Raw genomic sequence first — 21,498 nt, forward strand, 5'->3', positions numbered from 1 at the left:
TGTTTTACTCACCAGTGGTTTTCCAAATTTTATGGTACAAGAGGCTCATGCAGTTACAGGATTTACTGCTCAAACTACATCCACTACTCAAATTACGATTACCTGGGATGTAACTAATATGGATACAGGAAGCATAGCTGATACCGATTTTGAAATAACGTTAGACGATACTACTGTGATTACCTCTGCAAATTTCAATGTAGCATTTAGTGATGGAACGGGAGCTGGGGGAAATGACCAAACAGTCATCACACTTACAGCAAACACTATGCCTACAGATGATACTCCCGATGTCGAGTTGTTGGTAGGCCAAAGCGTAACTTCTGGAACAGGTGCAGTTACATTAAACGGAGCAGTAAATGCAGAATCAACTGATGGTGTTTCTCCAGTGGTTTCATCTGCCACTGTTACATCATCAACAACAATATCTATTACATTTTCAGAAGACATTGTTGACACTGCTTCGGATTTGGATGATTATACAATAAATGGAGTTACAGGAGGTTCTGATATTAGTGCAAAATCAGTAACAGGAGCCGTACTCACACTTACTACTAATGGATACTCAATACTGTCTAGTGAAACAGTAACAGTAACTTTTGATGGAGAAGCAAACGAGCTTGAAGATACAGGTACATTAAACGATGTCGCAGATTTTACAAATCAATCAGTTTCTAATGGATTATCTCCTGAAACTAGTAATGGTAGTGGATGTGATGGAGATTGTGAGGAACCAACATTAGGTGTTCTACCCGATGGACAAAGAATTGTTGAAGATGGTTTCACATACAACGGACATTCTGTTGATGTTGAGAGATTCTTCACACCATATCCATTAATCACAGCTCAAGTTGGAAAGCAGAATACTGCACAATTCAAGATTTATGAAAACAACGGCCCTGATAATATCGCCCACTTTTCATTTGCATTTGGCCTAGGTAAGGGGGAAATAATCAGTCAAAGCAAAGCAATGATTGAAGTTGACTTTGCAAGAGACAGGACTCAAACCATAACCATTACTGATCCTGAAAATGCCCTGGATAACGTATCTGTCACGACTGACAAAGTCTCATGTAATGGAGGGCCTACACCGTGTCTTGAAATCACAATTAATCATATGTTCAGAGAACCATTGGACTTTAACATTGTAGGAACTGATGTCTGGGATTATTCAAGACAATCTTGGCAAAATTACTACAATCATGGAATTGAGGTAGTTGGGGAATCACTAAACCCTCCAAATGAATACAATGGAATCGATAAAGGTCACATCTATCATTTGACTGAAACAAGCAAGACTACTGCCGTTGATGAGTTTGGAGATTCATGGACATTCCAATACGGTAAATGGCACAAAGATTTCATAAAGAACAAACAACCCGATTCAGACACTGATGTTATGACTAGAACTCATTCTGATTTTGAAGCATTAAAAGAGATTGAGCACAACAAAGCTATGGAAAAATTAGAAGTAATATGTCCTCACTGCAAAGAACATTTTGCAGATTTTAAAGAACCTGAAAGTTATGCCTTCTCAATTGTTACTTTGAATAAACTAAACACACCAGAAATAAAAAATAAATTGATTTGGGAAGAGAACAAGGCTCAAAATATTATAAATTCTATAATGAATCCTGAATTTTTGTACAAATAAACATTCTATGTGTTTCCCTCACTCACATTTGTATATGTTAATTCTAGTTTACACTTCTAACAACTTTAAAATTTTGAATTATTGTAAATACCAGATCGTTTGAAACACTAATCTAAAGTTTTTGGTAAGGTTATTGTAAAAATAGTTGGTGGAGAAGAGACCGATATTTTGCCATGGTGTTGATGTATAATGCTCTCAACACTAGATAAACCCAAACCAGTTCCCTTTTGTTTGGTAGTAAACAATGGTTCAAAAATTTGATCAAGATCTTCAGGATCTATACCGTCACCAGAATCTTCAAACTCTATTTTTATAGCATCTGGAATCGAAGTAAACCTTATCTTGACTTTCCCATCATCTTTAACAGCATCAACTGCATTTAAAAACAAATTTGAAAACACTACTCCTATTTTATGGGAATCACATTCAATTACTACATCATTTTGTGGCAAAATAACTTCAATATTATCTGAAATTTTTTTAGTTGATATGACATTTTTGAGAATTGTCAATAAAGACACTTTTTCTATTTTTAAGGAAGATGTTTTGATAAAATCAAGAACCTCACTAACCTGATGGTCAATACGCATAATAGCATCAACTATTCTGTCAAATCTTTTCTCCTCGTTGTTGACGTATTTGATTTTAAGGTATTCTATATTCAGCTTTATGATTGCAAGTGGATTTCGTATATCATGTGCCAGTCTTCCTGATAAAAGCCCTACAGTAGAAAGTTTTTCTGATTTTAGCAGTTTATTTCGAATCTCTTTTAATTCAGAAGTCATTTTATTAACATCTGCAGACAAGTCGCCTATCTCATCATTTGAAATGTCATCAATTTTAGTGTCAAGATTGTTTTTGGCAATTTCTTTTGTGGCATGACGAATTTTGGAAAGTGGTATTAAAATTGATCTTAAAAAATAGTAGCGCAGAATAATAAAAACAATCACAAAGATTAAGACTATAGAAGATATGATTAAAGTAGTATTTCTAATAAGTTCAGAAACTATCTGTTCTTTATTTTTTACCTCTTTTTCATTTTCAATTAACACCAGATCAATTTCTTTAACTAACGCATTCTTCGAATCTTTTAATTCATTTTTTATCTTAATGAATTCATCACCCGTAATCCCTCTTTTCCCATAATCCACAAATTTATCTGAAATAATATCAAACTCTTCCCATTGTTGTTCTATGGTGTTAATTGAATCTGCAGATATGGTTTCCGATGTTTTTTGTGTATATAATTCCAATAACTGAGAAAATTGGGTTTTATCTATCTGAATTTCAGAAATAATTTCATTATCTTTAACATCTATATCTGAAACTGTTCTATGAGACGAAACAAAATTTTCTTCAAACACAACATATTCAATAGATGATGTCAAAATGTTAGAAGCTGCTAATCTCATGTCTTTCAAGATGCTTGAACGTGGAATAAGATCATCGTTCAAAGATGAAATGTTTTCTTCAACCTCTGAAGCATAATATAATATCATAATTGAGGCAACTGCCAAAATAGCCGATAAAACCAATATTTCAAAAATGAACTTTGTTCTAATTTGCATTATGACTCAGAATGATATTGTGAATAAAATAAGCATTTCATGTATTTGTGACTCAAAATAGTAAAAGATGTAATGCGCACATTTTTTTTGATTTTTATGAAAACTTGATTAATTTAATAGCAATTTGCCAGAATTCAACAAAAAAAAAAAATAAATAAAATGAAACAAAGGATACATATGTTTATCACATCAAAGTCAAGTGTAGCAATAATTTTTTTATCCGTTTTACTTCTCACGTGGGGTTTTACTAGTACTGATTATGTGTTTGCTCATCATAAATCTGGACATGATAATGGAGGCGGCAACGGTAATGGAGGCGGCAACGGTAATGGAGATGACAATGGTAAGAAAAAAGGCAAAAACAAAAACAACGATAAATCTGAAAAAATAGACGAACTAAAGAAAAACTACAAGAAAAAAAGTAAGAACAACATCCTAGACAAAAATCAAAAGGAAAAAAAAGAAAAATTTGATAATTGGAATACAAACCCTGATAAAAATAACAATAAAAATAAAAAAGTGGACGGGAAAATTTTAAAATTAATTTCTAGTAAGGCACCGCAAAAATTTGCAAAAAACAAAGGTTTTGATTATCATGATGGGATGATCCGATTGATGATAAACATGAATGAATTAAATGATTCAATAATGACCAAAATAAAGGAAACATCTACAATTGAAGTAACAAAAGGAAATAGTATGCAAATTAGCATACCTGCCAACAAAATATCTGAATTGAGTCTAATTGATGAAATAAGCAATATCAAACCTACACTTCCTGCAATTCAAAATAGGGATATAGTCATAGATGGGAAAATTATAGAAGAATCTGTATTTTTTAATTACACAAAACCAAGTGGATCTGCAAATGTGGCAGTTATAGATCTTGCATTCAATGGAACAAATGAACAAATTGCTAATAATGTCGTTGAAAATATCTCATTTAGAAATACCTTTGAAGATTCAGAACAAATGCAAAATGTAACAGAATCTTTACACGGAACTGCTATGGCACAGATCATTGCATCCATATCTCCAAATGTAAACTTGTATCTTCTTTCTGCGGGAACTGAATTGGAATTTATTGATGCAATGGATTATGCTATATCAAAAGAAGTCGATGTTGTCACAATTTCGTATACCTGGCTTGATTATAATACCGATGGCGCAAGTTCAATCACAAAAAAGGTAGAAGACGCAATAAATTCAAAAATCACTGTAGTTGTGCCCTCCGGAAACTATGCTGAAAATCACTGGGAAGGTGTTTTTGTAGATACTGATGGGGACAAATGGCATGAATTTGAGAACTTGGATGAGGGTTTGACTATTACTATAGATTATGAACGAATTTTTGAAGAAAAACCCATACTAGTTTACCTTAGATGGAGTGATGATATGGAAAACGTATCTGATTTTGACATAACCTTGATGGATCCTGGTGGGAGAATTCTAGATTATTCATACAACACACAAGAACGTGAATCTGATGAATCTATAGAATATCTGTACCACATGCCTGAAATTCCAGGCGAATATTACATAGGAATCTCAAATTTTGGAAAACAAACAAATGCTAAGATGAACCTCTTTAGTGTGTATGACAAATTAGAGTATTATCATGTCAACGGAAGTGTAGCGGTTCCATCGGATGCAAAGGGAGCCATAGTTGTTGGATCAATTGGGAATGATACTAAAAGACAAACATATAGCTCGACTGGCCCAACAGATAACGGATTAAATGTTCCAAACATATTGGCAAAAGATGGATTTCTAACCAAAGTTTACAATGGCGAACCATTTTACGGAACATCCTCATCTGCAGCATACATATCAGGTTTGATTACAATACTGTATTCTGAAATACAAGACATTGATCCGTTCAACATTCCGTCTATACTAAATGAAAACATGCTCTTATCAAACTCCACTCAAAATTCAAACCTGTCTGTAATGACGTATATGGGAAACCTAGATGCAAACAAATCGTCTAATAGTATGGATTGGTATGAATCCTTGAAATCTGATTCAACGGAACATGATTTTCCAATCAAATTCACAGATAATGAAGAGAAATCAAACAAAATAACATGCAAGTCAGATATGGTGAAAATCCTAAAAAAATCCACATCGGATTATGTATGTGTGACAGAAACTACGTCTGAATCATTAATACAACGTGGTTGGGGTTTTTAACATACACAAATAGGATTTCTGGGCATAAATGACGTCCAAAACACTATTTTCGAGAGTTTTGTTATTGAATAATACTCTTCATTACTAATATTTTCATAATGATTTGGAACCAAAATGGAACTTCACAGACTCGAATCCGGTCGGGTCCGCTTTAATTTATGTAAAATTTATACTCTGTTATAATTTTGAAAAATTAATTATTTGGACTTAACTGAAATATTTTTTGCAATTGTGATTTTGCTTGCTGGTGCAAAGATTCTTGGTGAATTATTTCGAAAACTAAAACAACCATCTTTAGGCGGTGAAATTCTTGCTGGTATTATACTTGGTCCTACACTGTTTGGAATTGTTCAAATCTCAGATGGATTAGAATTGATTTCCACAATTGCCATATTCTTTGTAATGCTTTTCATTGGACTTGAAATGAATTTAAGTGAAATTCGAAAAACTGGAAAATACGCTTTACTCATATCCATAACTTCTCTAATAATTCCATTTTTCATAGGATATCAATTATCCGTTGTTTTTGGTTTAGAGTTAATTGAATCATTGTTCATTGGATTGTTACTATCTGTCACGTCTGTTCCTGTTAGTGCTATGATTTTACGTGAATTAGGAATTCTCAAAACAAAAATTGGAACTACTGTGATATCTGTGGCAATAATTGATGATATAATCTCTTTAATAATTTTGGCAATAATTTTACAACTTCATGCAGCTGATCATGCTTCATTTAATTTTGAAGAACTTGGAATTTCCATATTCCAAATATCTGTTTATTTAATTGGAATTACTTTTCTGGCTTTTATTGTTTATAGAATTGATAATTGGTTCCCAAAACGATTTGAACTATTTTTTGAAAAAGCAAAAACCCATGAAGCAAAATTTGGTATATTCATTGTTGTTGCAATCACCTTGTCGTTAATAGCTGATCTTGTTGGGCTGCATTTTATTTTAGGCGCATTTTTTGCTGGTTTAATATTTAGTAAAAAAATTCTTGGTAACAAGGAATCTGATAAAACATATGGTACAATGTCTGGAATGACATTTGGTTTTATTGCACCCTTGTTTTTTGCTATAATTGGAATAAAATTCAGTGCACAATCTTTAGAAAATTACATCCCATTTCTCATTTTGTTGGTAATATTGGGTATATTCGGTAAAACCTTTGGAGGGTTTTTGGGAACAAAAATTTCCAAGTTTTCCAATATGCAGGGATTTGCAATATCTGCTCTATTGAATGGTCGTGGAACTGTTGGGTTGACAATAACTGCAGTTGCATACGCCCTAGGAATTTTAGATATTGTATTGTTCTCTGTCTGTGTTCTTATCTGTGTCATCACTACTATGGTGACTCCAGTTATTGCAAAACCATTTTTGAAAAAAATTTAATTTTTACAAAATTCATTAAACCGTCCATATAGCCGCATATTATGTATGGTGATGCATGGAATGACATGTCTTCAGAATATGATAATTGTGTAGAAAACAATCCAAACCATGTAATTTCAAATTTTATCAATCAAGAAATCAAAATTATTTCTAATCTTTTCAAAAAATTCATCAAACCTGACAAAAATTATATCGTAATTGATCTTGGTTCTGGAACTGGTAGAGTGTTGTTTTCTTTACAAAATATTTTTGGTAATTCTTTATCTTACTGTGGTCTTGATGCATCAGAATCTATGATCCAACTATCAAAAACAAAACAATCTAAATTGAATTTACAAAATATTTCTTTTCAAAATTATGATGTTACCAATACTAAAATAGATGAACTATTTGATGATGACTCTATTAAAATTCCAATATGTGTGTACAACACTATAGGTGTTATTCCAATTCAAAAAAGAGAGCAATTTTTTGAAAATATGAAAAAACTTGCAGGAAACGAGGGATTTGTTTTATTATCTGCATTTAATGGAGATGATTTTGCCTTTGCATCTCCACAAATTTATCATCCAATGAAAAGCATGGTAAAACAAATAGATGCTGACTCGTTTGATGAAGAAAAATTAGCATTTAGAAATAGTCTTGGATATTATAGTCAATGGTTCAAAAAAACACAACTTCAAGCATTTCTAAAATCTGAGATAAACCCTATTCCAATTAAAGTGTTCATTAATGACGTCCCTCATGTTCTTGGACATGTGTTTGTAGATAGATTCATAGAAAATTAGATTTTTGCAAGACAATGCAGTCTTACTAGTTAAATCAAAATTTCAATTACTTCCGTTAATGTCTCAAATAGAAGCACAATACAACGAATTCACAAATGCAATAACTCAGACACTCTCAAATGTTGATGTTGATCTCTTGATCAAGATAATGTATCTTGAAAGAAAACTTCCTGACGCACCACCTATGGTAGAGTTGACTATTGACTATAATTCTGGCACAAATATTCAAAACAAACAAGAAGCAATTAGAGCAAAATATGGATTCCCAATGAATGCTGGTGAACATGGATTAACTCTAGTTAGCAGAATGGACATACCATTAATCGAAGAAATCTCTAAAGATAGAGATATCAAATTCATTTCTGGTAAAGCAACTCCTGCATCATACTGATACTAGACGATCTCATTTTATTTTTTCATAAAAATCCCGAATATCCCTTCAATTATTTTTGGCACTAGAAAATATTTTTTTAATTTAGTTAAATGTGATCCTGCATTTTTTTATGATGTGAAGATATACACTTCAAGGGGACCTGCATTTGCGAGGAATATTTGAATCACTAATTGTATTTGGCATAATGACTGGTTTATTGTTACCTGCAAGACTACTCTTTGTTGAATTTGTTTCTGATGACTGGTTGGGCTCATTTGGAGTAATTACTGCTATCTCTATGTCTGTCATAGTTTTAGCAAAAAAGAAAAAATTAGGCTTTTTTGGTCCTATGCTTGAGAGACAAATCTACAAATTCCAAAAAGGGAAATGTGGAATTGTAGTATTTGGAGAATCTGTATTTTTGCTTTTAATTCTAGGAACAATGATTGTAGCAATTGATCAAGGTAGTTCTGTCTATTCTGAATACATGTTACAAAATTCTTCTAATGTACCTGTAGTAAATTCCTCCGAGCAAGTTTTAGAAATGACAAATGAAATGGCTCCTACTGATTGGGTTGTTGGATTTTTGTTAGCTCCTTCTGCATTACTAACAGAATTCCCTAAAATGAGTGCTGCAATTGCATCTATTGATCAATCCCTTGACGGATGGTTAATGCATTTTTACACTGTAGGATTTGTAGAATATTTAGAGTTGTTGGGAATTCTAATTTTTTATAGAGTTTCCTTTAGGAGAAAGATTTCTACTGCAACAAGCCAACTGTATGTCAAGGCTGCAATTTAGAATCTAAAACTCCCATGATGTGATTATCTTAAATATTATAACATAATATAACAATAATGAGTCGCGAAGATTTCAATTATTCATCAATCAAAGTACAAGATATTATGACGCGTGCACTAATTACTGTTAATCCCAGCACAACTGCACTACAAGTTGCTAAAATGATGGAACAAGGTGGAATAGGGGCAGTTATTGTAAAAGAAGGAGACAATCTTGTGGGTATTGTAACTGATAGAGATTATGCTACCAAGATTGCAGCAAACAATCTTCCATTTGACACTACTGTTGAAAAAATAATGTCTTCCCCACTAATCACAATTAATCAGGGAGAGCCAATTTCTGTTGCAGCTGAAACAATGGCTAGTAAAAAAATTAGAAAACTTGCAGTATCTGATAATGGCACAATTACTGGAATTGTTACATCAACTGATTTAGTAAATCAACTAGCAAAATAACTAGTACGTTTTTGTTTTTCTAAGAAATAATGTAACTGATGCCATATAACATCCAGTAGCAATTATTTCTGAAATTAATGATGCTAAGAATGGTTCTATTCCAATTTCTAAGAAATAATAGAAAGTTGGCCACCTTATTCCAAGATAAACAATCTCTCCTACCCCAAATGATGAAACTAATGCAAGTAATTCTCTTCTGATTAATTCTCTCTTCATTGATTTGTACCGTTCTTTGTTATCCCAATAGAATAAACCCGAAAAAATTCCAAAATAAACTACATATCCAAAAATTATCGTAAATGTTGTAGTAAGATAACTGTCATAATCTGCTAACATTTGGGCAAATGCCGCAGAAAGTGATGCTGAAATTATAAAACAAATGAGAAAACTTCGGTTGATTCTCAGTAATTGTTGATTTACTTTCATCAGTTTTTTAAAAATTTGATAACTAATATTTTGTTAGACCTTTGAAAAATCATGAAAAGATGCAAGTGGGCGGTAGAAGAACCAAACATCACCTATCATGATAAAGAATGGGGACGACCTCAACATGATGATCAAAAATTATTTGAATTTCTGATATTGGAAGGTGCCCAGGCTGGTCTTTCATGGGTAACTATTCTCAAGCGTAGAGGTGGCTACAAAAAGGCATTTTCTAATTTTGATGCCCTCAAAGTTTCAAGATACTCTCAAAAACATGTATCAAAATTATTGCAAGATGAATCAATAATTCGAAACAAACTCAAAATCAATTCTGCAATTAACAATGCAAAACAGTTTATCAAAATCCAAGACGAGTTTGGTTCTTTTGATAAATATCTATGGAGTTTTGTAAATGGTAAACCAATCAAAAATAATTTCAAAAAACTATCTGATTTGCCTGCATCTACTTATATCTCTGAAAAACTCAGCAAAGATCTCAAAAAACGCGGATTTACTTTTGTTGGGCCTACAATATGCTATGCACTAATGCAGGCAATAGGAATGGTCAATGACCACACGACTGAGTGTTTTTTGCATGGAAAATAATTTTATTCTTCTATAATCTTGACAAATCATGGCAGAAGGAACATTTGCAACATCTGTAACTTGTATGGATGGTAGAATACAACTACCTCTTGCAAAATGGATCAAAGAAAACTATTCTGTTGATTATGTTGATGCAATCACAGAACCAGGTGTTGATAAAAAAGTTGCAGACAATTCTGATCTTGAATCCATAAAGACCAAAGTTGGAATTTCAATCAATGCCCACAAATCTGAACTAATCGTAGTGTCTGGTCACTATGACTGTGCTGGAAACCCCGTTTCAGATGAAGAACACAAATCACAAATCAAAAAAGGTGTTGAAGTAATTTCCTCTTGGAACACTGGTGCTAAAGTTATCGGCGTTTGGGTTGATGGCACTTGGAATATCAACGTGTTATAGAATAATGGATTCAAAACTCTCTCATTTTTCAAAAACCGCTGGACCTGGAATCTTATTTGCATGTACTGCAATAGGCGTATCTCACTTGATTCAATCAACTCGTGCTGGTGCTGATTTTGGTTTAATGATATTAGGATTTGTTGTGCTTGCAACTGTGCTCAAATATCCTTTCTTTGAATACGGTTCTCGTTATGCAAACTCTACTCAAACAAGTATCATTGATGGCTACAAAAAACTTGGAAAACCTGCATTGTGGATGTATTTTATAATTACAATCTGCTCCATGTTTTTTGTAACTGGTGCAGTAGGATTTGTAACTGCAGGTTTTTTTGAGAATTTATTTGGAATCGATTTTCTTGAAGAGTTTACTGTAGTTATTTTATTTGCAATTTGTGTTGGAATTTTGGCTGTTGGAAAATACAACATTCTTGACAGTCTAATTAAGATCATAGCAATTGTTTTGCTAGTTTCAACTGTTTCTGCATTTTTACTGGCATTATACAATGGTCCAATAGAAGAAGTTCCTGGATTTTCCCCAAGGGAACTTTGGAATTTAACTGGAATCTTTTTCTTGTTGGCATTAATGGGTTGGATGCCTGCCCCTCTTGATCTTTCTACATGGAATAGTCTGTGGACACTTGAAAGATCAAAACAAACCAGTTATCGACCAAAATTAAAAGAAACACTACTAGAATTCAGATTAGCTTATCTGATAACTGGTATTTTGGCTGTAATGTTTGTTGTTTTAGGTACTTTCATCTTTTATGGCTCAGGTGAAGAATTGCCAAATAGTAATTCTAGTTTTGCTCACAAAGTTGTTACATTGTATACTCAGACTATTGGTGAGTGGAGCTATGTTGTTATTGCTGCTTCGGCGTTTTCTGTAATGTTTGGAACCATAATTGCATTATTTGATGGGTATTCTCGCTCTTTGCAAAGAACCGTAGAGTTGATTTTTTCTAAAAAAGAAGAAACAATACGAACAAAATTCAAGACATTTTATGTTATTTTTTTGATAGTTCTCTCTGTTGGTTCATTAATTGTGATTTTTCAATTTGCAGGAAATCTAAAAGAATTAGTTGATTTTGCTACTGTTTTGTCTTTTGTAGTCGCACCAGTTATTGCAATATTTAATTTCAGATTAGTTACTGGAAAATATTTTCCAAAAGAATCTCAACCTTCTACTTTATTGAGAATTTTGAGTTTTACTGGAATTACCTTCCTTAGCGGATTTGCAATATTCTTCCTAGTGACGAAATTCATGTCATAATCTGATCATAAGCTTAGCCTTAGCAAGTTTTTTTAATACTGCAGACTGATTATTTATGAAAATCATGAAAATTTCTACTAAAATGAAAAAAGCACTACAAGACCAAGTGGCACTTGAAGGATTAGCGTCAAATAGTTACTTGGCAATGGCATCCTGGTGTGAAATAACAGGATATCGGGGTGGTGCAGCATATTTCTATGCTCAGTCCGATGAAGAAAGAACTCACATGATCAAAGTGGTTCATTATCTCAATGATATGGGTGCAACTGCAACAATTCCTGCAATTAAAGCTCCAACTGCAACTTACAAATCCTTAGAAGGATTAATCAAATCTGCACTAAAGAGCGAACAGACTGTTACTAAGGCAATTCACAAAATGGTAGAGATTGCGCAAAAAGAAAAAGATCATTCAACTTATGCATTTCTGGAATGGTTTGTAAATGAACAGGTTCAAGAAGAAACAAAGTTTGAAACAATCTTACAAAAGTTTGATCTTATTGGACGAGATAAAATTGCAGTAAATGAAATTGATAAAATTCTTGCAGCAGATGCAGCAGCCCCTCCAGCAGAACCTGCAGCATAAATTTCTAAAATAATTAATACTCTATTGTTTTCAATCATTCCATGACAGTAACTGTTACAAGAAAACCTGGTGGAATGACACAACTATTCAACACTGACACTGGACGTGTGACTTACAAATGCAAGGCAGATTCAGCTTACATGTTAATTGAAGCATTTGGGGGAATTGTAAAGTTTAATCAAAAAGGTGCAATGGCAACAATAACTGGACACGTTACTTCTTTAGAGTCATGTGATGTTCTAAAGAATGGTCATCCTGAATACAAGGATGCACTTGTTGCAATTATTTCTGCACACAAAGATTTTGCAAAAACCATTGCTGATTCTTATCAAAAAGAAATAACGGAACTTGAAAACAAACTATCTGCACTCTAAGATTTGTATTTTTCACATTTGCAGCCTCGAACTAGACATTTTCCATTCCCATCCATGTGAATTGAATTGTCATGATAACATCCAACCTCTTTGTTATTGCATTTCATTTTAGACCCTCAAATTAGAAATTATTTTGATTCATCGTGGTCTTTGCCGATATGAGTAGCAAGGTCAATTACACTATTTCCAAAATCCTTTCCGCAAAACTTGCAATGAAATGTATACTCATTTGACAAGAATAACTCTGGAACATAATATTATTTAAAAAATTTCTTGATTCTGGTTTGATTTATCCATAAATCATACAATGTTCGCATTCGCAAACATCTTGTTTCTTTGCTTTTTTCAAGCAGTTCTTGTGTTGTCCTGCTTGACACTGGACACAAATCTCATCAATATTCTCTACATTGGTGTATTTTTTTGATTGATCAAATCCAAAACCCCCATCTTGTGGTCCTACCATACCCTTACACGTATGATGTAGTATTTCTAGTTCACTGATTAATTGCAGATTTTATTGCATCGTACAATTCATTTTTGTGTTCTTCAATTATTCCTCTTATCTCAAATGAATCTACATATCCTCCTGCTGATGCACGGGTTGCTTTTAGCAAATAATGTAATGCCCCTTCTTCAATTTTTCCAACATAATATCCATACAAAAAATCTATTTCATTTTCACACTTCCAAATTTTTTTAATGTTTGGAAATGTCTGTTTAATCTCTGATTCTATTTCTAAAATTCTATTTTTTATGTATTGATCAAGTGATTTTCTTATTGATGAATCTTGAAGCAATAGTAATTTCTTTAGAATACTTGGCTTTAGTCCTTTTTCTTACCTTTATCATCTTCTGGATTGTCCCACATATGCATAGTTCCTCTTATCATAAATGAGCCTACAATTATGGCTACCAATCCTCCTACAATGAATACAAAAAATTTCCTTACATCTTTTATGCTTGCCAATGATGCTTAATCGTAGTCATTCTAATTATAATTGTCTAAATGATTTGGATTAGATTCAATAATGAGATTGAATAATTCATTTCATATGTCTAGAATTAAACAAATTGCTATTTGGATTGGAATTATTGGGGGAGGAATAGGATTCTTCTTCTTCTCTATAGAAGCTGCTGAATTTATGAGATAATTTTCAAAAATTAATTACATTGTACTGATTTCTAAAAATATTGCCTGAAATTACTGATGAGATCAAGCGCTTTTTAGATTTACAAAAATTAGGTTATGTTGCAACTGTATCTTCTGATGGAACCCCAAATCTTTCTCCTAAAGGTACCATTATGAAATGGTCAAAAAAACAACTAGTATTTGCAGATATTCGTTCACCTGACACTATGCAAAATCTGAAAACTAATCCTAATGTGGAAATCAATGTAATTGATCCCTTGTTGAGAAAGGGATTTTTGTTCAAAGGCTTTGCCAAAACCATACATGATACTCTTTATGATGATGTTTTGAAACGTTATAGAGATAATGGCATCAAGAGTCCCATTAATGCAATTGTACTAGTTGATGTGACTGAAATCTCTGAAGTGACATCTCCTCTATATGATATGGGTGCTAGTGAGGAAGAAATCAAATCAAAATGGAAAAAACATTTTGATAATTTATGATTCCTGATCTTTTGATTTGAGTTTGTTTAATTCTTTTTTTGTTTCTTCGTGCTCTTCTCTTTCTTTTTCTAAAAGTAATTGAAGTGCTTCTAATTCCTTTTGTGTCATGCTTAGTTTTGACTTTAATGAGCCTACAACAACACTTGCTGCCTCAATTACTCCTGCCGAACTCTTGTTTTCACCTTGAATGAACTCCCTTTCTTTTGGTGTAAGGATACTTGTATCTTGAAATTCATCTTTTTTGTTTAGTTCTTCTTTTGCATTGTATAGTCGTGAATTTGCTTCATCTAACTCTTTTTCTGCCTCTACTTGTTGTTTTCTAATTTGAGATAATGCTGATTGTTCTGTTGAAATTTTTTCTTTTGTTTCTTCATATTCTTTTGTAATCTCTTCTAACTCTTGTTTTATTTTTGATAGGTTTTCTTCTGTTCTACTAAATTCTTCAATTGATTTTGAATCTTTGATTTGTTCGGCATCTTTAATTTTTTCTTTGATTTCTTTATGTTCTCGAATAACTATATCTAATTCCATTTTCTTTTGATTGAGCTCTTTTTTTACCAACATCAAATTACTTACTGCTGTTTCATATTCTTCTTTGACTGAATCAATTTTTTGTTGAATACCATTTAATTCATCTTGCTTTCCCCTAAACTCATTTTGTAGACTTTCCACTTCAGTCTCTAATTCTTCTTTTAGAACATTTTCTTCACTATTTTCTGATACTGTGTCCTCTTTTTTACCAAAAAGTCCCATTCATTTCTCACCGCCTTTCTCTAAAAGATGAATCTTTCTTTATTGTTGTTTTGTTCTATGTCTGATGAATTTGAGATAAAATCCTAACCCTCCAATTAACAGACCTCCAACCCATGTTACTACACTCATGCTTTTTGGCACAATTGCTTCTTGTGGACCTATGATGAGCAATAATGCACCTAGAATGATTAATGCAAATCCTCCACTATTTTTTGATTTATTGTGCTCAGAATGGACCATTTTCTACGTATACTCTGAAAGTGTTTTTGCTACTTGTTTTCTTCCTATATCTGAAATGAACGGTCCAATTTTTGGTCCTCTGGATGTCCCTAGAATAATTTGGTATAGTATCTTGAAGAAATCTTTTGGTTGCACGTCATTTGATTTTGCAATTTGGTAAATTGTATTTTGAATGTCCACTGGCTCTTCATCTGCCCCAAGTGCTTCTGATAAGATCTTTAATGCTTTTTTTGCTGTTTCATCTAAATCAACTTGAGTTTTTTCTTGTTCATCAAATTCATCTGAATAATTCCCTGCAAGCTCAATTAGTTTTTCAATTTCTGGTTCTGGATTTTTTATTACTCCATAATCAAGTAATTTCTTCATCACTCTTTCGTTTCTGTTTTCTTTGAAGATCTTTGACAATTCAATTAACAATCTATAGTTTACATGTGTGCTAGCTTGTTTTGGAGGATCTAGAAGATTTACGTATTCATAAAGTCCTTTTGATTTTACAAGTTTTGCTTGGTTATCTATTTTGATCCTTCCAAAGTTAATATCTTCTAATTCATTGTATTCATTCATCAAAGATGGTATGTCTTCTATACCAAGCTCACGTGCGCCTGTGATTCTTTTGTAAAGTAATAATAAAATTGATTTTGGACTGCCAAATTCTAACCATCTTTGTGCAGTCAATACGTTTCCTAATGATTTTGAAATCTTTTTTCCTCCCTTGTCTAAGAACATTTCATATTTTACATGGTGAGGATGTGGGAAATCTAAAATTTCATCTGCTACCCAGTCATTTACTTTAACTGAATCCATGATATCTTTTCCATATGCTTCAAATCTAATATCAAATGCTGCCCATCTTGCTGCAAACTCTACTTTCCATGCTAATTTTCCAAGGTCTTTTCCAATGTCTGCTTCTCCCTCATGACCGCAACCCTTGATCATTTGTGAGCCAATTTCTGCATCATGACATTTGTACTTGACTTTCTTTTCATCTGCAATGTACTCTGTTGCTTCTGCTGTGTAAAGACGATTACAGTTTGCGCAAACCGGAAAATATGGGAGATATTTTTGATATTTCTCCTGTCCGACTAATTCTGATATCTTGTCTCCAATCTTTGTGCTGTTTTGCAAAATGGTGTGTATGTTATCTTTGAGTAATCCTTGCTTGTATGTGTCAACTGCTCTCCGGAATTCATATTTTATTCCAACCTTGTCTAGTCCATCCAAAAGAATACTGCTCATATGCATGCCATAGGAATCATGACACCCATATGGATCTGGAATCAATGATACGGGTTTTGCCAAGTGTTCTTCTAACCCAAACTCGTGCATTCCCTCTGGAATTTTCCGTAATCCGTCTAAATCATCTGAATATGCAATAAGCTCAGATTTGTAACCCAAATTCTCTAATGCTAATTTTACACCATATGCTCTAACTGCATCTCCTAAACTTCCAATATGTGGAATTCCTGATGCGCCAAGACCGCTTTCTACTCTAAGAAGTTCTAAATTTCTTCCAAGTGATTTTTCACGGTCAAGTAACTCTGAAGCTAACTTGTCAATCCAAGTTCCTTTTCCGATAATTTCTTGTTCTGACATTCCTCCTCACTAATCTAATGTTTTGGACATGTATGGCCCATATAACGAATACCCTAACTTTTGATAATATTCTCTTGTCCCAACTGCACTGATTACCAATAATTCCTTTGCATCAAATTCTTCTCTTGAAATTTTTTCTGCTTCTCTCATCAGATTTTTTCCTAAACCTGAATGTTGTATTTCACTTTCTTCTTTCTCTCCAATCTTTAGTGATTTTCCATAAACATGAAGTTCTCTTACGATACAAGAGTTCTTACCGACTTCATCTCTATGTGCACTATCACTTGGTTTTCTTAACCTCAAAAATCCGTAAATTGATTCATTTTTGTCTTCATATGACAAAAACACTTCTTTGCCTCCTGAAGAATCATAATCTATTCTAGTTAGATTGATGTCTTTATCTTCTGATTTTTTGTTCAAGCCGGCTTCTCTGCATCTAATACATTTGCATTTCATTCCTTGTTTTGCCAAATTTTGATGTACAATCTGTCTTAGATTTCCTGATTTTGGGCCTGCGATAATCTCATTTGGGGAAATTTCTCTTTGAACACGCATGATTCTAACCCATTTTGGGATGTTTTTCTTTGCCTCTGTTAGAACTTGAATCATATCTTCATCTGAATATGGGGCATACTTTCCATCTTTGTATTCTTGATACATCGGAGTATTTTCAATAACTAATGATGGGTATATCTTGAGCATATCTGGCCGTAACTGTGAATCTGAAAACAGTTTCTTAAAATCTTCAATGTCTTCTTTTGGAGTCATTGTTGGCAATCCTGGCATCATATGTGCAACAATTTTGTATCCTGCATCTTTTGAAATTTGAAATGATTCTACAACATCATTGTAATTATGTCCTCGATTAACAATATTGTATACTCTTTCTTGTAATGATTGAACTCCAATCTCTATTCTTGTTACCCCATAATCTAACATCCAATCAACATGTTCTTTTTTACAATAATCTGGTTTTGTTTCAATTGTAAATCCCACATTCCTGATTGCAGCATGTTCATTGTTTATTTTTGCTTCTTGCAAATTTTTAGAATCAGTTCCATTAAGTGCATCATAACATGACTTGATAAAATTTTCTTGATAATCTTTTGGCATAAATAGAAATGTTCCTCCAACAATAACTATTTCCATCTTAGATGGGTCATGACCAAATGCAATTAGTTTATCAATTTTTGTTGTGATTTGTAATTTTGGATCATACTCATTTTCAATTGCATTTAGTGTTGATGGTTCATTTCCTGTATAGCTGTTAGGTGAATTAAATTCAATCCCTCCTGGACAATACGTGCATCTTCCATGTGGACATGCAAATGGTTTTGGCATTAATGCTACTACTGCAACACCTGATGCAGTCTTTGCAGGTTTTTTTAACAAAACTTTTCTTAGTTTTTTAAATTCTGATTCTTTTGCCATTGAAAGTATTTCATGATTTCTTGGAATTCTTTCTAGTGAATATTTGGCACAAATTTTCTTGATTTCTTCTTTGACTTGTTTTTTACTAGGCTCATTAATTGTTAGTAGATTTTGAGTGATTTCACTACATGCCTTTGAAAACACTGAATCTAACTTACTCATGGGTACTCACACTGAATTGGACATAAATTCGTTAAATAATTTGGCCGATTTTGAGGCTATCGACGCCTAGTTTTTCTTTTTGATTTTGATGTTTTTCTAGCAGTCTTTCTCTTTGTTGTCTTTTTAGCTGGCTTTCTCTTTACAGTCTTTTTCTTTGCAGCAGTCTTTCTCTTTGTTGTCTTTTTAGCTGGCTTTCTCTTTACAGTCTTTTTCTTTGCAGCAGTCTTTCTCTTTGTTGTCTTTTTAGCTGGCTTTCTAGTAGATTTCTTTGAAATGGTTACTTTGAGATTCTTTAGTTCATTTAACTCCTCTTGAATTTTCTTGATCTCTGCAACCATTTTTTCTTTGAATGATTGACTGTTTGCATCAACTGACATGTTACTGATTTTCACGAATTTTTGTAGAATTTAAGACTTTGCTGGACTATTCAGGTTTTTGTTCTATACTTTGTTCTGGTTCACTATTTCCACTTCTCTGTTCTTTTCTATATTCCATCTTCAACCAAATTGGTGTAATTATTGTTGTGACTGCAACCATGATTACAATTGTAGAATATACTTCTGATGTTAATACTCCTGCAGTCACTCCTACACCTGCAACAATTAATCCTACTTCTCCTCTTGAAATCATTCCAATTCCCACTCTCATTCCCTGAGCTTTGTTTTTCAAGAAGAACATTGCTGGCAATCCACAACCTAATAGTTTTGTAACAATTGCAACTGCAATGATCACTCCACTGATCATCAAAATATTCAAATCTACTGCACGAAGATCCACTTGCGCTCCAATAATTGCAAAGAATAACGGCGCAAAAATTAATCCAATTTTTCCAATGTAATTTTCAACCTTTTCAAACACTTTAGTTGTTGATAATGCCATTCCCACTGCAAACGCACCTACAATTGGTGATAACCCAATCGAGCCTGCAAGCGCTGCAGCACCAAAGAATGACGCTGTCGCGATTCCTTCAACACTGCCCTTTGCCTTCCATAATCTTGGAGTGATGACTTTGGGAATTACTATTACTGCTACAACTAACATAATTGCAAAGAATCCTAATACTTGTAGAATCGTTATCATTACGTCTGTGATAACTATGCTTTCAATTCCTGCATCTGAACCTGTAATTGAAATCACCACTGACAAAACTGCAATTGCTAAAATGTCATCTACTACTGCTGCACCGATAATCAATCTAGCTTCAGGAGCCTTTAGTTTTCCAAATTCACTAAGTACTTGAATAGAAATTGCAATACTGGTAGCTGTAAGCGCCGTCGCAATCAACATTGACTCTAATGCTTCAAATCCAAACAATCCGAAAATTACAAAACCCGCAAAGAACGGGACGACCACCCCTAACGTGCCAACTGTAAACGACGCCTTTCCACCTTTAAGAAATTCCTTGGGTGTCATTTCTAATCCTGCCATAAACAAAATTACAATTGCCCCCATCTCTCCTAGAATTTTTATCTCATCGTTGATATGCAACAATTGTTTTCCGTCTAAAATGAAAAATTGACCTAACGCAAATGGTCCTACAATCATTCCTGCTAATAATTCCCCTAACACAATTGGCAGTTTTAATCTCAAGAAAAGCTCTGCCATTAATTTAGCTGCAAAAAGAAGTATTCCTATACCAATGATTGTTTCAATAAAATGTGCATCTGCAGCCATCTTTCTCTTATAATTCTGGAGAAATGTGTAATATAAGGCGATACTAGGTTGAAAATTATTTTACTATTGTTAAATTAAGCAATTTTTTGTGAATTTACAAAAACACCTTTCTTGGAAATGATCTGCCCAATTTCCTGACTTGAAATCTTGTATTTTTTGAATATTGATTTGATTCTTGTTGCCTGTTCTTTTGGTGCAATCACACAGAATCCTACTCCCATATTGAATGTCTTGTACATTTCTTCAGATTTTACTCCTTGCTCTTCTACAAGCCCCATAATTGGTGGTATTTTTGGCAAAGAGTCTATCTCATAACCTATCTTCTTTAGGCGTAATAGTTTGGTAAATGAGCCTCCAGTAATATGGGCAAGACCTGTAACCTTGCATTTTTCCACCATTTCTAAAACTGGTTTTGTATAGATTTCAGTTGGCTTTAGCAATGCGTCCCCTATGGTCCCTACTCCTTTTACCTTGTCTTTAACTGAATATTTTTTCAACAGTGCTTTTCTTGCAAGAGAGTATCCGTTTGAATGAATCCCTGTACTGTTTGCACCAATTATTACATCTCCTGATTTTATTTTATTTCCAAGTACCATCTGTTTTTTTTCTACTAATCCTACAACCATTCCTGCTAAATCAAACGCAAAACCTTTTCCCTCTATGACATCTGGCATGATGGCAGTTTCTCCACCCACAATTGGCATTGCAGATTTCTTTGCACCTTTTACTAATCCCTCTACAATCTTTTTGAAAATTGGAACATCGTTTTTGTTTGCTGCAATATAATCTACAAATGATATTGGTGTTGCACCAATACAGATTATATCATTAACATTCATTGCAACACAATCAATTCCTATTGTATTGTATTTTTTCATCATGTTTGCAATTACCACTTTTGTTCCAACTCCGTCAGTATGTGTTGCTAAAAGTTTTCCTCCTGGAATTTCCACAATTCCTGCATAATGTCCAAACCCATGAGCTATCTTTGCTTTTTTCTGAAGTTTATGAGTTGATGAAATTAACTTGCCTATTGCCATCTGGCTTTGTTTAATTTTAGAAATGTCTACTCCTGCTTTTTTGTATGTTAGAGCCATAGTTTGTTGCCCTTTTGCTGTGAATAAAAGAA

At 33.3% G+C, this 21,498-nt stretch carries 25 protein-coding genes; 13 read left to right on the forward strand and 12 right to left on the reverse strand.

Annotation, left to right across the window (positions count from 1 at the left end; translation table 11 throughout):
- The first annotated feature begins 31 nt into the window (after positions 1-31).
- Positions 32-1,654, forward strand: coding sequence for a hypothetical protein (locus ACQY2P_RS01430; RefSeq protein WP_428326641.1), 1,623 nt, complete (start codon positions 32-34; stop codon positions 1,652-1,654).
- Positions 1,655-1,761: 107 nt separating this feature from the next.
- On the opposite strand, the gene ACQY2P_RS01435 is transcribed toward ACQY2P_RS01430, so the two are convergent.
- Entirely contained in the window at positions 1,762-3,222 is a 1,461-nt protein-coding gene (locus ACQY2P_RS01435; RefSeq protein WP_428326642.1) for an ATP-binding protein, read from the reverse strand.
- Positions 3,223-3,381: 159 nt separating this feature from the next.
- On the opposite strand from ACQY2P_RS01435, the gene ACQY2P_RS01440 reads away from it, so the two are divergent.
- The 6 genes from ACQY2P_RS01440 (at position 3,382) to ACQY2P_RS01465 (ending at position 9,225) form a co-directional block, all read left to right on the forward strand.
- Positions 3,382-5,415, forward strand: a complete 2,034-nt coding sequence (locus tag ACQY2P_RS01440) for a S8 family serine peptidase (RefSeq protein WP_428326643.1) — start codon at positions 3,382-3,384, stop codon at positions 5,413-5,415.
- Between the two features lie 201 nt (positions 5,416-5,616).
- Positions 5,617-6,807 carry a cation:proton antiporter gene (locus ACQY2P_RS01445; protein WP_428326644.1) on the forward strand — a complete coding sequence of 397 codons (1,191 nt, stop codon included), beginning with the start codon at positions 5,617-5,619 and terminating at the stop codon, positions 6,805-6,807.
- 41 nt (positions 6,808-6,848) lie between these two features.
- Entirely contained in the window at positions 6,849-7,595 is a 747-nt protein-coding gene (locus ACQY2P_RS01450) for a class I SAM-dependent methyltransferase (RefSeq protein ID WP_428326645.1), read from the forward strand.
- Positions 7,596-7,653: 58 nt separating this feature from the next.
- The gene (locus tag ACQY2P_RS01455; RefSeq protein WP_428326646.1) at positions 7,654-7,986 is read left to right on the forward strand and encodes a hypothetical protein; all 333 of its coding nucleotides are present in this window, start codon (positions 7,654-7,656) and stop codon (positions 7,984-7,986) included.
- Between the two features lie 148 nt (positions 7,987-8,134).
- Positions 8,135-8,770, forward strand: coding sequence for a hypothetical protein (locus ACQY2P_RS01460; RefSeq protein WP_428326647.1), 636 nt, complete (start codon positions 8,135-8,137; stop codon positions 8,768-8,770).
- Between the two features lie 56 nt (positions 8,771-8,826).
- Positions 8,827-9,225, forward strand: a complete 399-nt coding sequence (locus ACQY2P_RS01465) for a CBS domain-containing protein (RefSeq protein WP_428326648.1) — start codon at positions 8,827-8,829, stop codon at positions 9,223-9,225.
- On the opposite strand, the gene ACQY2P_RS01470 is transcribed toward ACQY2P_RS01465, so the two are convergent.
- Positions 9,226-9,561 (reverse strand): hypothetical protein, encoded by a 336-nt coding sequence (locus ACQY2P_RS01470; RefSeq protein WP_428326649.1) that lies wholly within the window; start codon positions 9,559-9,561, stop codon positions 9,226-9,228.
- Between the two features lie 141 nt (positions 9,562-9,702).
- On the opposite strand from ACQY2P_RS01470, the gene ACQY2P_RS01475 reads away from it, so the two are divergent.
- From ACQY2P_RS01475 to ACQY2P_RS01495, 5 genes are all read left to right on the forward strand, one after another.
- A complete protein-coding gene (locus ACQY2P_RS01475) occupies positions 9,703-10,254 on the forward strand; it encodes a DNA-3-methyladenine glycosylase I (protein ID WP_428326650.1) in 552 nt (183 codons plus the stop codon).
- Between the two features lie 28 nt (positions 10,255-10,282).
- Positions 10,283-10,654 (forward strand): carbonic anhydrase, encoded by a 372-nt coding sequence (locus ACQY2P_RS01480; RefSeq protein WP_428326651.1) that lies wholly within the window; start codon positions 10,283-10,285, stop codon positions 10,652-10,654.
- Entirely contained in the window at positions 10,626-11,924 is a 1,299-nt protein-coding gene (locus tag ACQY2P_RS01485; protein WP_428326652.1) for an NRAMP family divalent metal transporter, read from the forward strand. The genes ACQY2P_RS01480 and ACQY2P_RS01485 overlap by 29 nt, the downstream gene beginning before the upstream one ends.
- A 64-nt stretch (positions 11,925-11,988) precedes the next feature.
- Positions 11,989-12,507, forward strand: coding sequence for a ferritin (locus ACQY2P_RS01490; protein ID WP_428326653.1), 519 nt, complete (start codon positions 11,989-11,991; stop codon positions 12,505-12,507).
- Positions 12,508-12,548: 41 nt separating this feature from the next.
- Positions 12,549-12,881, forward strand: coding sequence for a hypothetical protein (locus tag ACQY2P_RS01495; RefSeq protein ID WP_428326654.1), 333 nt, complete (start codon positions 12,549-12,551; stop codon positions 12,879-12,881).
- A gap of 289 nt (positions 12,882-13,170) precedes the next feature.
- On the opposite strand, the gene ACQY2P_RS01500 is transcribed toward ACQY2P_RS01495, so the two are convergent.
- Genes ACQY2P_RS01500 through ACQY2P_RS01510 form a run of 3 tightly spaced genes read right to left on the reverse strand, consistent with a single transcriptional unit; the run spans position 13,171 to position 13,848 of the window.
- Positions 13,171-13,344: a hypothetical protein gene (locus tag ACQY2P_RS01500; RefSeq protein WP_428326655.1), complete on the reverse strand. Its 174-nt coding sequence runs from the start codon at positions 13,342-13,344 to the stop codon at positions 13,171-13,173.
- A 31-nt stretch (positions 13,345-13,375) separates the two neighbouring features.
- Positions 13,376-13,678: a hypothetical protein gene (locus tag ACQY2P_RS01505; RefSeq protein WP_428326656.1), complete on the reverse strand. Its 303-nt coding sequence runs from the start codon at positions 13,676-13,678 to the stop codon at positions 13,376-13,378.
- A gap of 26 nt (positions 13,679-13,704) precedes the next feature.
- Complete coding sequence (locus ACQY2P_RS01510) at positions 13,705-13,848, reverse strand: hypothetical protein (RefSeq protein WP_428326657.1); 144 nt, start codon at positions 13,846-13,848, stop codon at positions 13,705-13,707.
- Positions 13,849-14,072: 224 nt separating this feature from the next.
- Between ACQY2P_RS01510 and ACQY2P_RS01515 the strand changes: the two genes are divergently transcribed.
- Complete coding sequence (locus ACQY2P_RS01515; RefSeq protein ID WP_428326658.1) at positions 14,073-14,516, forward strand: pyridoxamine 5'-phosphate oxidase family protein; 444 nt, start codon at positions 14,073-14,075, stop codon at positions 14,514-14,516.
- Here ACQY2P_RS01515 and ACQY2P_RS01520 read toward each other — a convergent pair.
- The 7 genes from ACQY2P_RS01520 to purM form a co-directional block, all read right to left on the reverse strand.
- On the reverse strand, positions 14,511-15,269 hold the full coding sequence (locus tag ACQY2P_RS01520; RefSeq protein WP_428326659.1) for a coiled-coil domain-containing protein: 759 nt from the start codon (positions 15,267-15,269) through the stop codon (positions 14,511-14,513). The genes ACQY2P_RS01515 and ACQY2P_RS01520 overlap by 6 nt on opposite strands.
- A gap of 39 nt (positions 15,270-15,308) precedes the next feature.
- The gene (locus tag ACQY2P_RS01525) at positions 15,309-15,509 is read right to left on the reverse strand and encodes an LPXTG cell wall anchor domain-containing protein (RefSeq protein WP_428326660.1); all 201 of its coding nucleotides are present in this window, start codon (positions 15,507-15,509) and stop codon (positions 15,309-15,311) included.
- Positions 15,510-15,512: 3 nt separating this feature from the next.
- On the reverse strand, positions 15,513-17,102 hold the full coding sequence (lysS, locus tag ACQY2P_RS01530) for a lysine--tRNA ligase (protein ID WP_428326661.1): 1,590 nt from the start codon (positions 17,100-17,102) through the stop codon (positions 15,513-15,515).
- Positions 17,103-17,111: 9 nt separating this feature from the next.
- Positions 17,112-18,695 carry an elongator complex protein 3 gene (locus ACQY2P_RS01535; protein ID WP_428326662.1) on the reverse strand — a complete coding sequence of 528 codons (1,584 nt, stop codon included), beginning with the start codon at positions 18,693-18,695 and terminating at the stop codon, positions 17,112-17,114.
- 56 nt (positions 18,696-18,751) lie between these two features.
- A complete protein-coding gene (locus tag ACQY2P_RS01540; RefSeq protein ID WP_428326663.1) occupies positions 18,752-19,072 on the reverse strand; it encodes a hypothetical protein in 321 nt (106 codons plus the stop codon).
- Positions 19,073-19,118: 46 nt separating this feature from the next.
- Positions 19,119-20,369: a cation:proton antiporter gene (locus ACQY2P_RS01545; protein WP_428326664.1), complete on the reverse strand. Its 1,251-nt coding sequence runs from the start codon at positions 20,367-20,369 to the stop codon at positions 19,119-19,121.
- A gap of 74 nt (positions 20,370-20,443) precedes the next feature.
- The gene (gene purM, locus ACQY2P_RS01550) at positions 20,444-21,466 is read right to left on the reverse strand and encodes a phosphoribosylformylglycinamidine cyclo-ligase (RefSeq protein ID WP_428326665.1); all 1,023 of its coding nucleotides are present in this window, start codon (positions 21,464-21,466) and stop codon (positions 20,444-20,446) included.
- Positions 21,467-21,498: the final 32 nt, after the last annotated feature.

The organism is Candidatus Nitrosopumilus sp. (assembly GCF_965262695.1).
GTDB lineage: Archaea > Thermoproteota > Nitrososphaeria > Nitrososphaerales > Nitrosopumilaceae > Nitrosopumilus.

What these genes read in the sequence shown, in the direction of transcription:
- ACQY2P_RS01495 (WP_428326654.1), top strand. Translation starts at nt 12,549, where the DNA reads ATGACAGTAACTGTTACAAGAAAACCTGGTGGAATGACACAACTATTC.
- ACQY2P_RS01440 (WP_428326643.1), top strand. Translation starts at nt 3,382, where the DNA reads ATGAAACAAAGGATACATATGTTTATCACATCAAAGTCAAGTGTAGCA.
- ACQY2P_RS01540 (WP_428326663.1), bottom strand. Translation starts at nt 19,072, where the DNA reads ATGTCAGTTGATGCAAACAGTCAATCATTCAAAGAAAAAATGGTTGCA.
- ACQY2P_RS01535 (WP_428326662.1), bottom strand. Translation starts at nt 18,695, where the DNA reads ATGAGTAAGTTAGATTCAGTGTTTTCAAAGGCATGTAGTGAAATCACT.
- ACQY2P_RS01465 (WP_428326648.1), top strand. Translation starts at nt 8,827, where the DNA reads ATGAGTCGCGAAGATTTCAATTATTCATCAATCAAAGTACAAGATATT.
- ACQY2P_RS01545 (WP_428326664.1), bottom strand. Translation starts at nt 20,369, where the DNA reads ATGGCTGCAGATGCACATTTTATTGAAACAATCATTGGTATAGGAATA.
- purM (WP_428326665.1), bottom strand. Translation starts at nt 21,466, where the DNA reads ATGGCTCTAACATACAAAAAAGCAGGAGTAGACATTTCTAAAATTAAA.
- ACQY2P_RS01430 (WP_428326641.1), top strand. Translation starts at nt 32, where the DNA reads ATGGTACAAGAGGCTCATGCAGTTACAGGATTTACTGCTCAAACTACA.
- lysS (WP_428326661.1), bottom strand. Translation starts at nt 17,102, where the DNA reads ATGTCAGAACAAGAAATTATCGGAAAAGGAACTTGGATTGACAAGTTA.
- ACQY2P_RS01525 (WP_428326660.1), bottom strand. Translation starts at nt 15,509, where the DNA reads ATGGTCCATTCTGAGCACAATAAATCAAAAAATAGTGGAGGATTTGCA.
- ACQY2P_RS01470 (WP_428326649.1), bottom strand. Translation starts at nt 9,561, where the DNA reads ATGTTAGCAGATTATGACAGTTATCTTACTACAACATTTACGATAATT.
- ACQY2P_RS01490 (WP_428326653.1), top strand. Translation starts at nt 11,989, where the DNA reads ATGAAAATTTCTACTAAAATGAAAAAAGCACTACAAGACCAAGTGGCA.
- ACQY2P_RS01480 (WP_428326651.1), top strand. Translation starts at nt 10,283, where the DNA reads ATGGCAGAAGGAACATTTGCAACATCTGTAACTTGTATGGATGGTAGA.
- ACQY2P_RS01450 (WP_428326645.1), top strand. Translation starts at nt 6,849, where the DNA reads ATGTATGGTGATGCATGGAATGACATGTCTTCAGAATATGATAATTGT.
- ACQY2P_RS01435 (WP_428326642.1), bottom strand. Translation starts at nt 3,222, where the DNA reads ATGCAAATTAGAACAAAGTTCATTTTTGAAATATTGGTTTTATCGGCT.
- ACQY2P_RS01520 (WP_428326659.1), bottom strand. Translation starts at nt 15,269, where the DNA reads ATGGGACTTTTTGGTAAAAAAGAGGACACAGTATCAGAAAATAGTGAA.
- ACQY2P_RS01475 (WP_428326650.1), top strand. Translation starts at nt 9,703, where the DNA reads ATGAAAAGATGCAAGTGGGCGGTAGAAGAACCAAACATCACCTATCAT.
- ACQY2P_RS01455 (WP_428326646.1), top strand. Translation starts at nt 7,654, where the DNA reads ATGTCTCAAATAGAAGCACAATACAACGAATTCACAAATGCAATAACT.
- ACQY2P_RS01485 (WP_428326652.1), top strand. Translation starts at nt 10,626, where the DNA reads ATGGCACTTGGAATATCAACGTGTTATAGAATAATGGATTCAAAACTC.
- ACQY2P_RS01500 (WP_428326655.1), bottom strand. Translation starts at nt 13,344, where the DNA reads ATGGTAGGACCACAAGATGGGGGTTTTGGATTTGATCAATCAAAAAAA.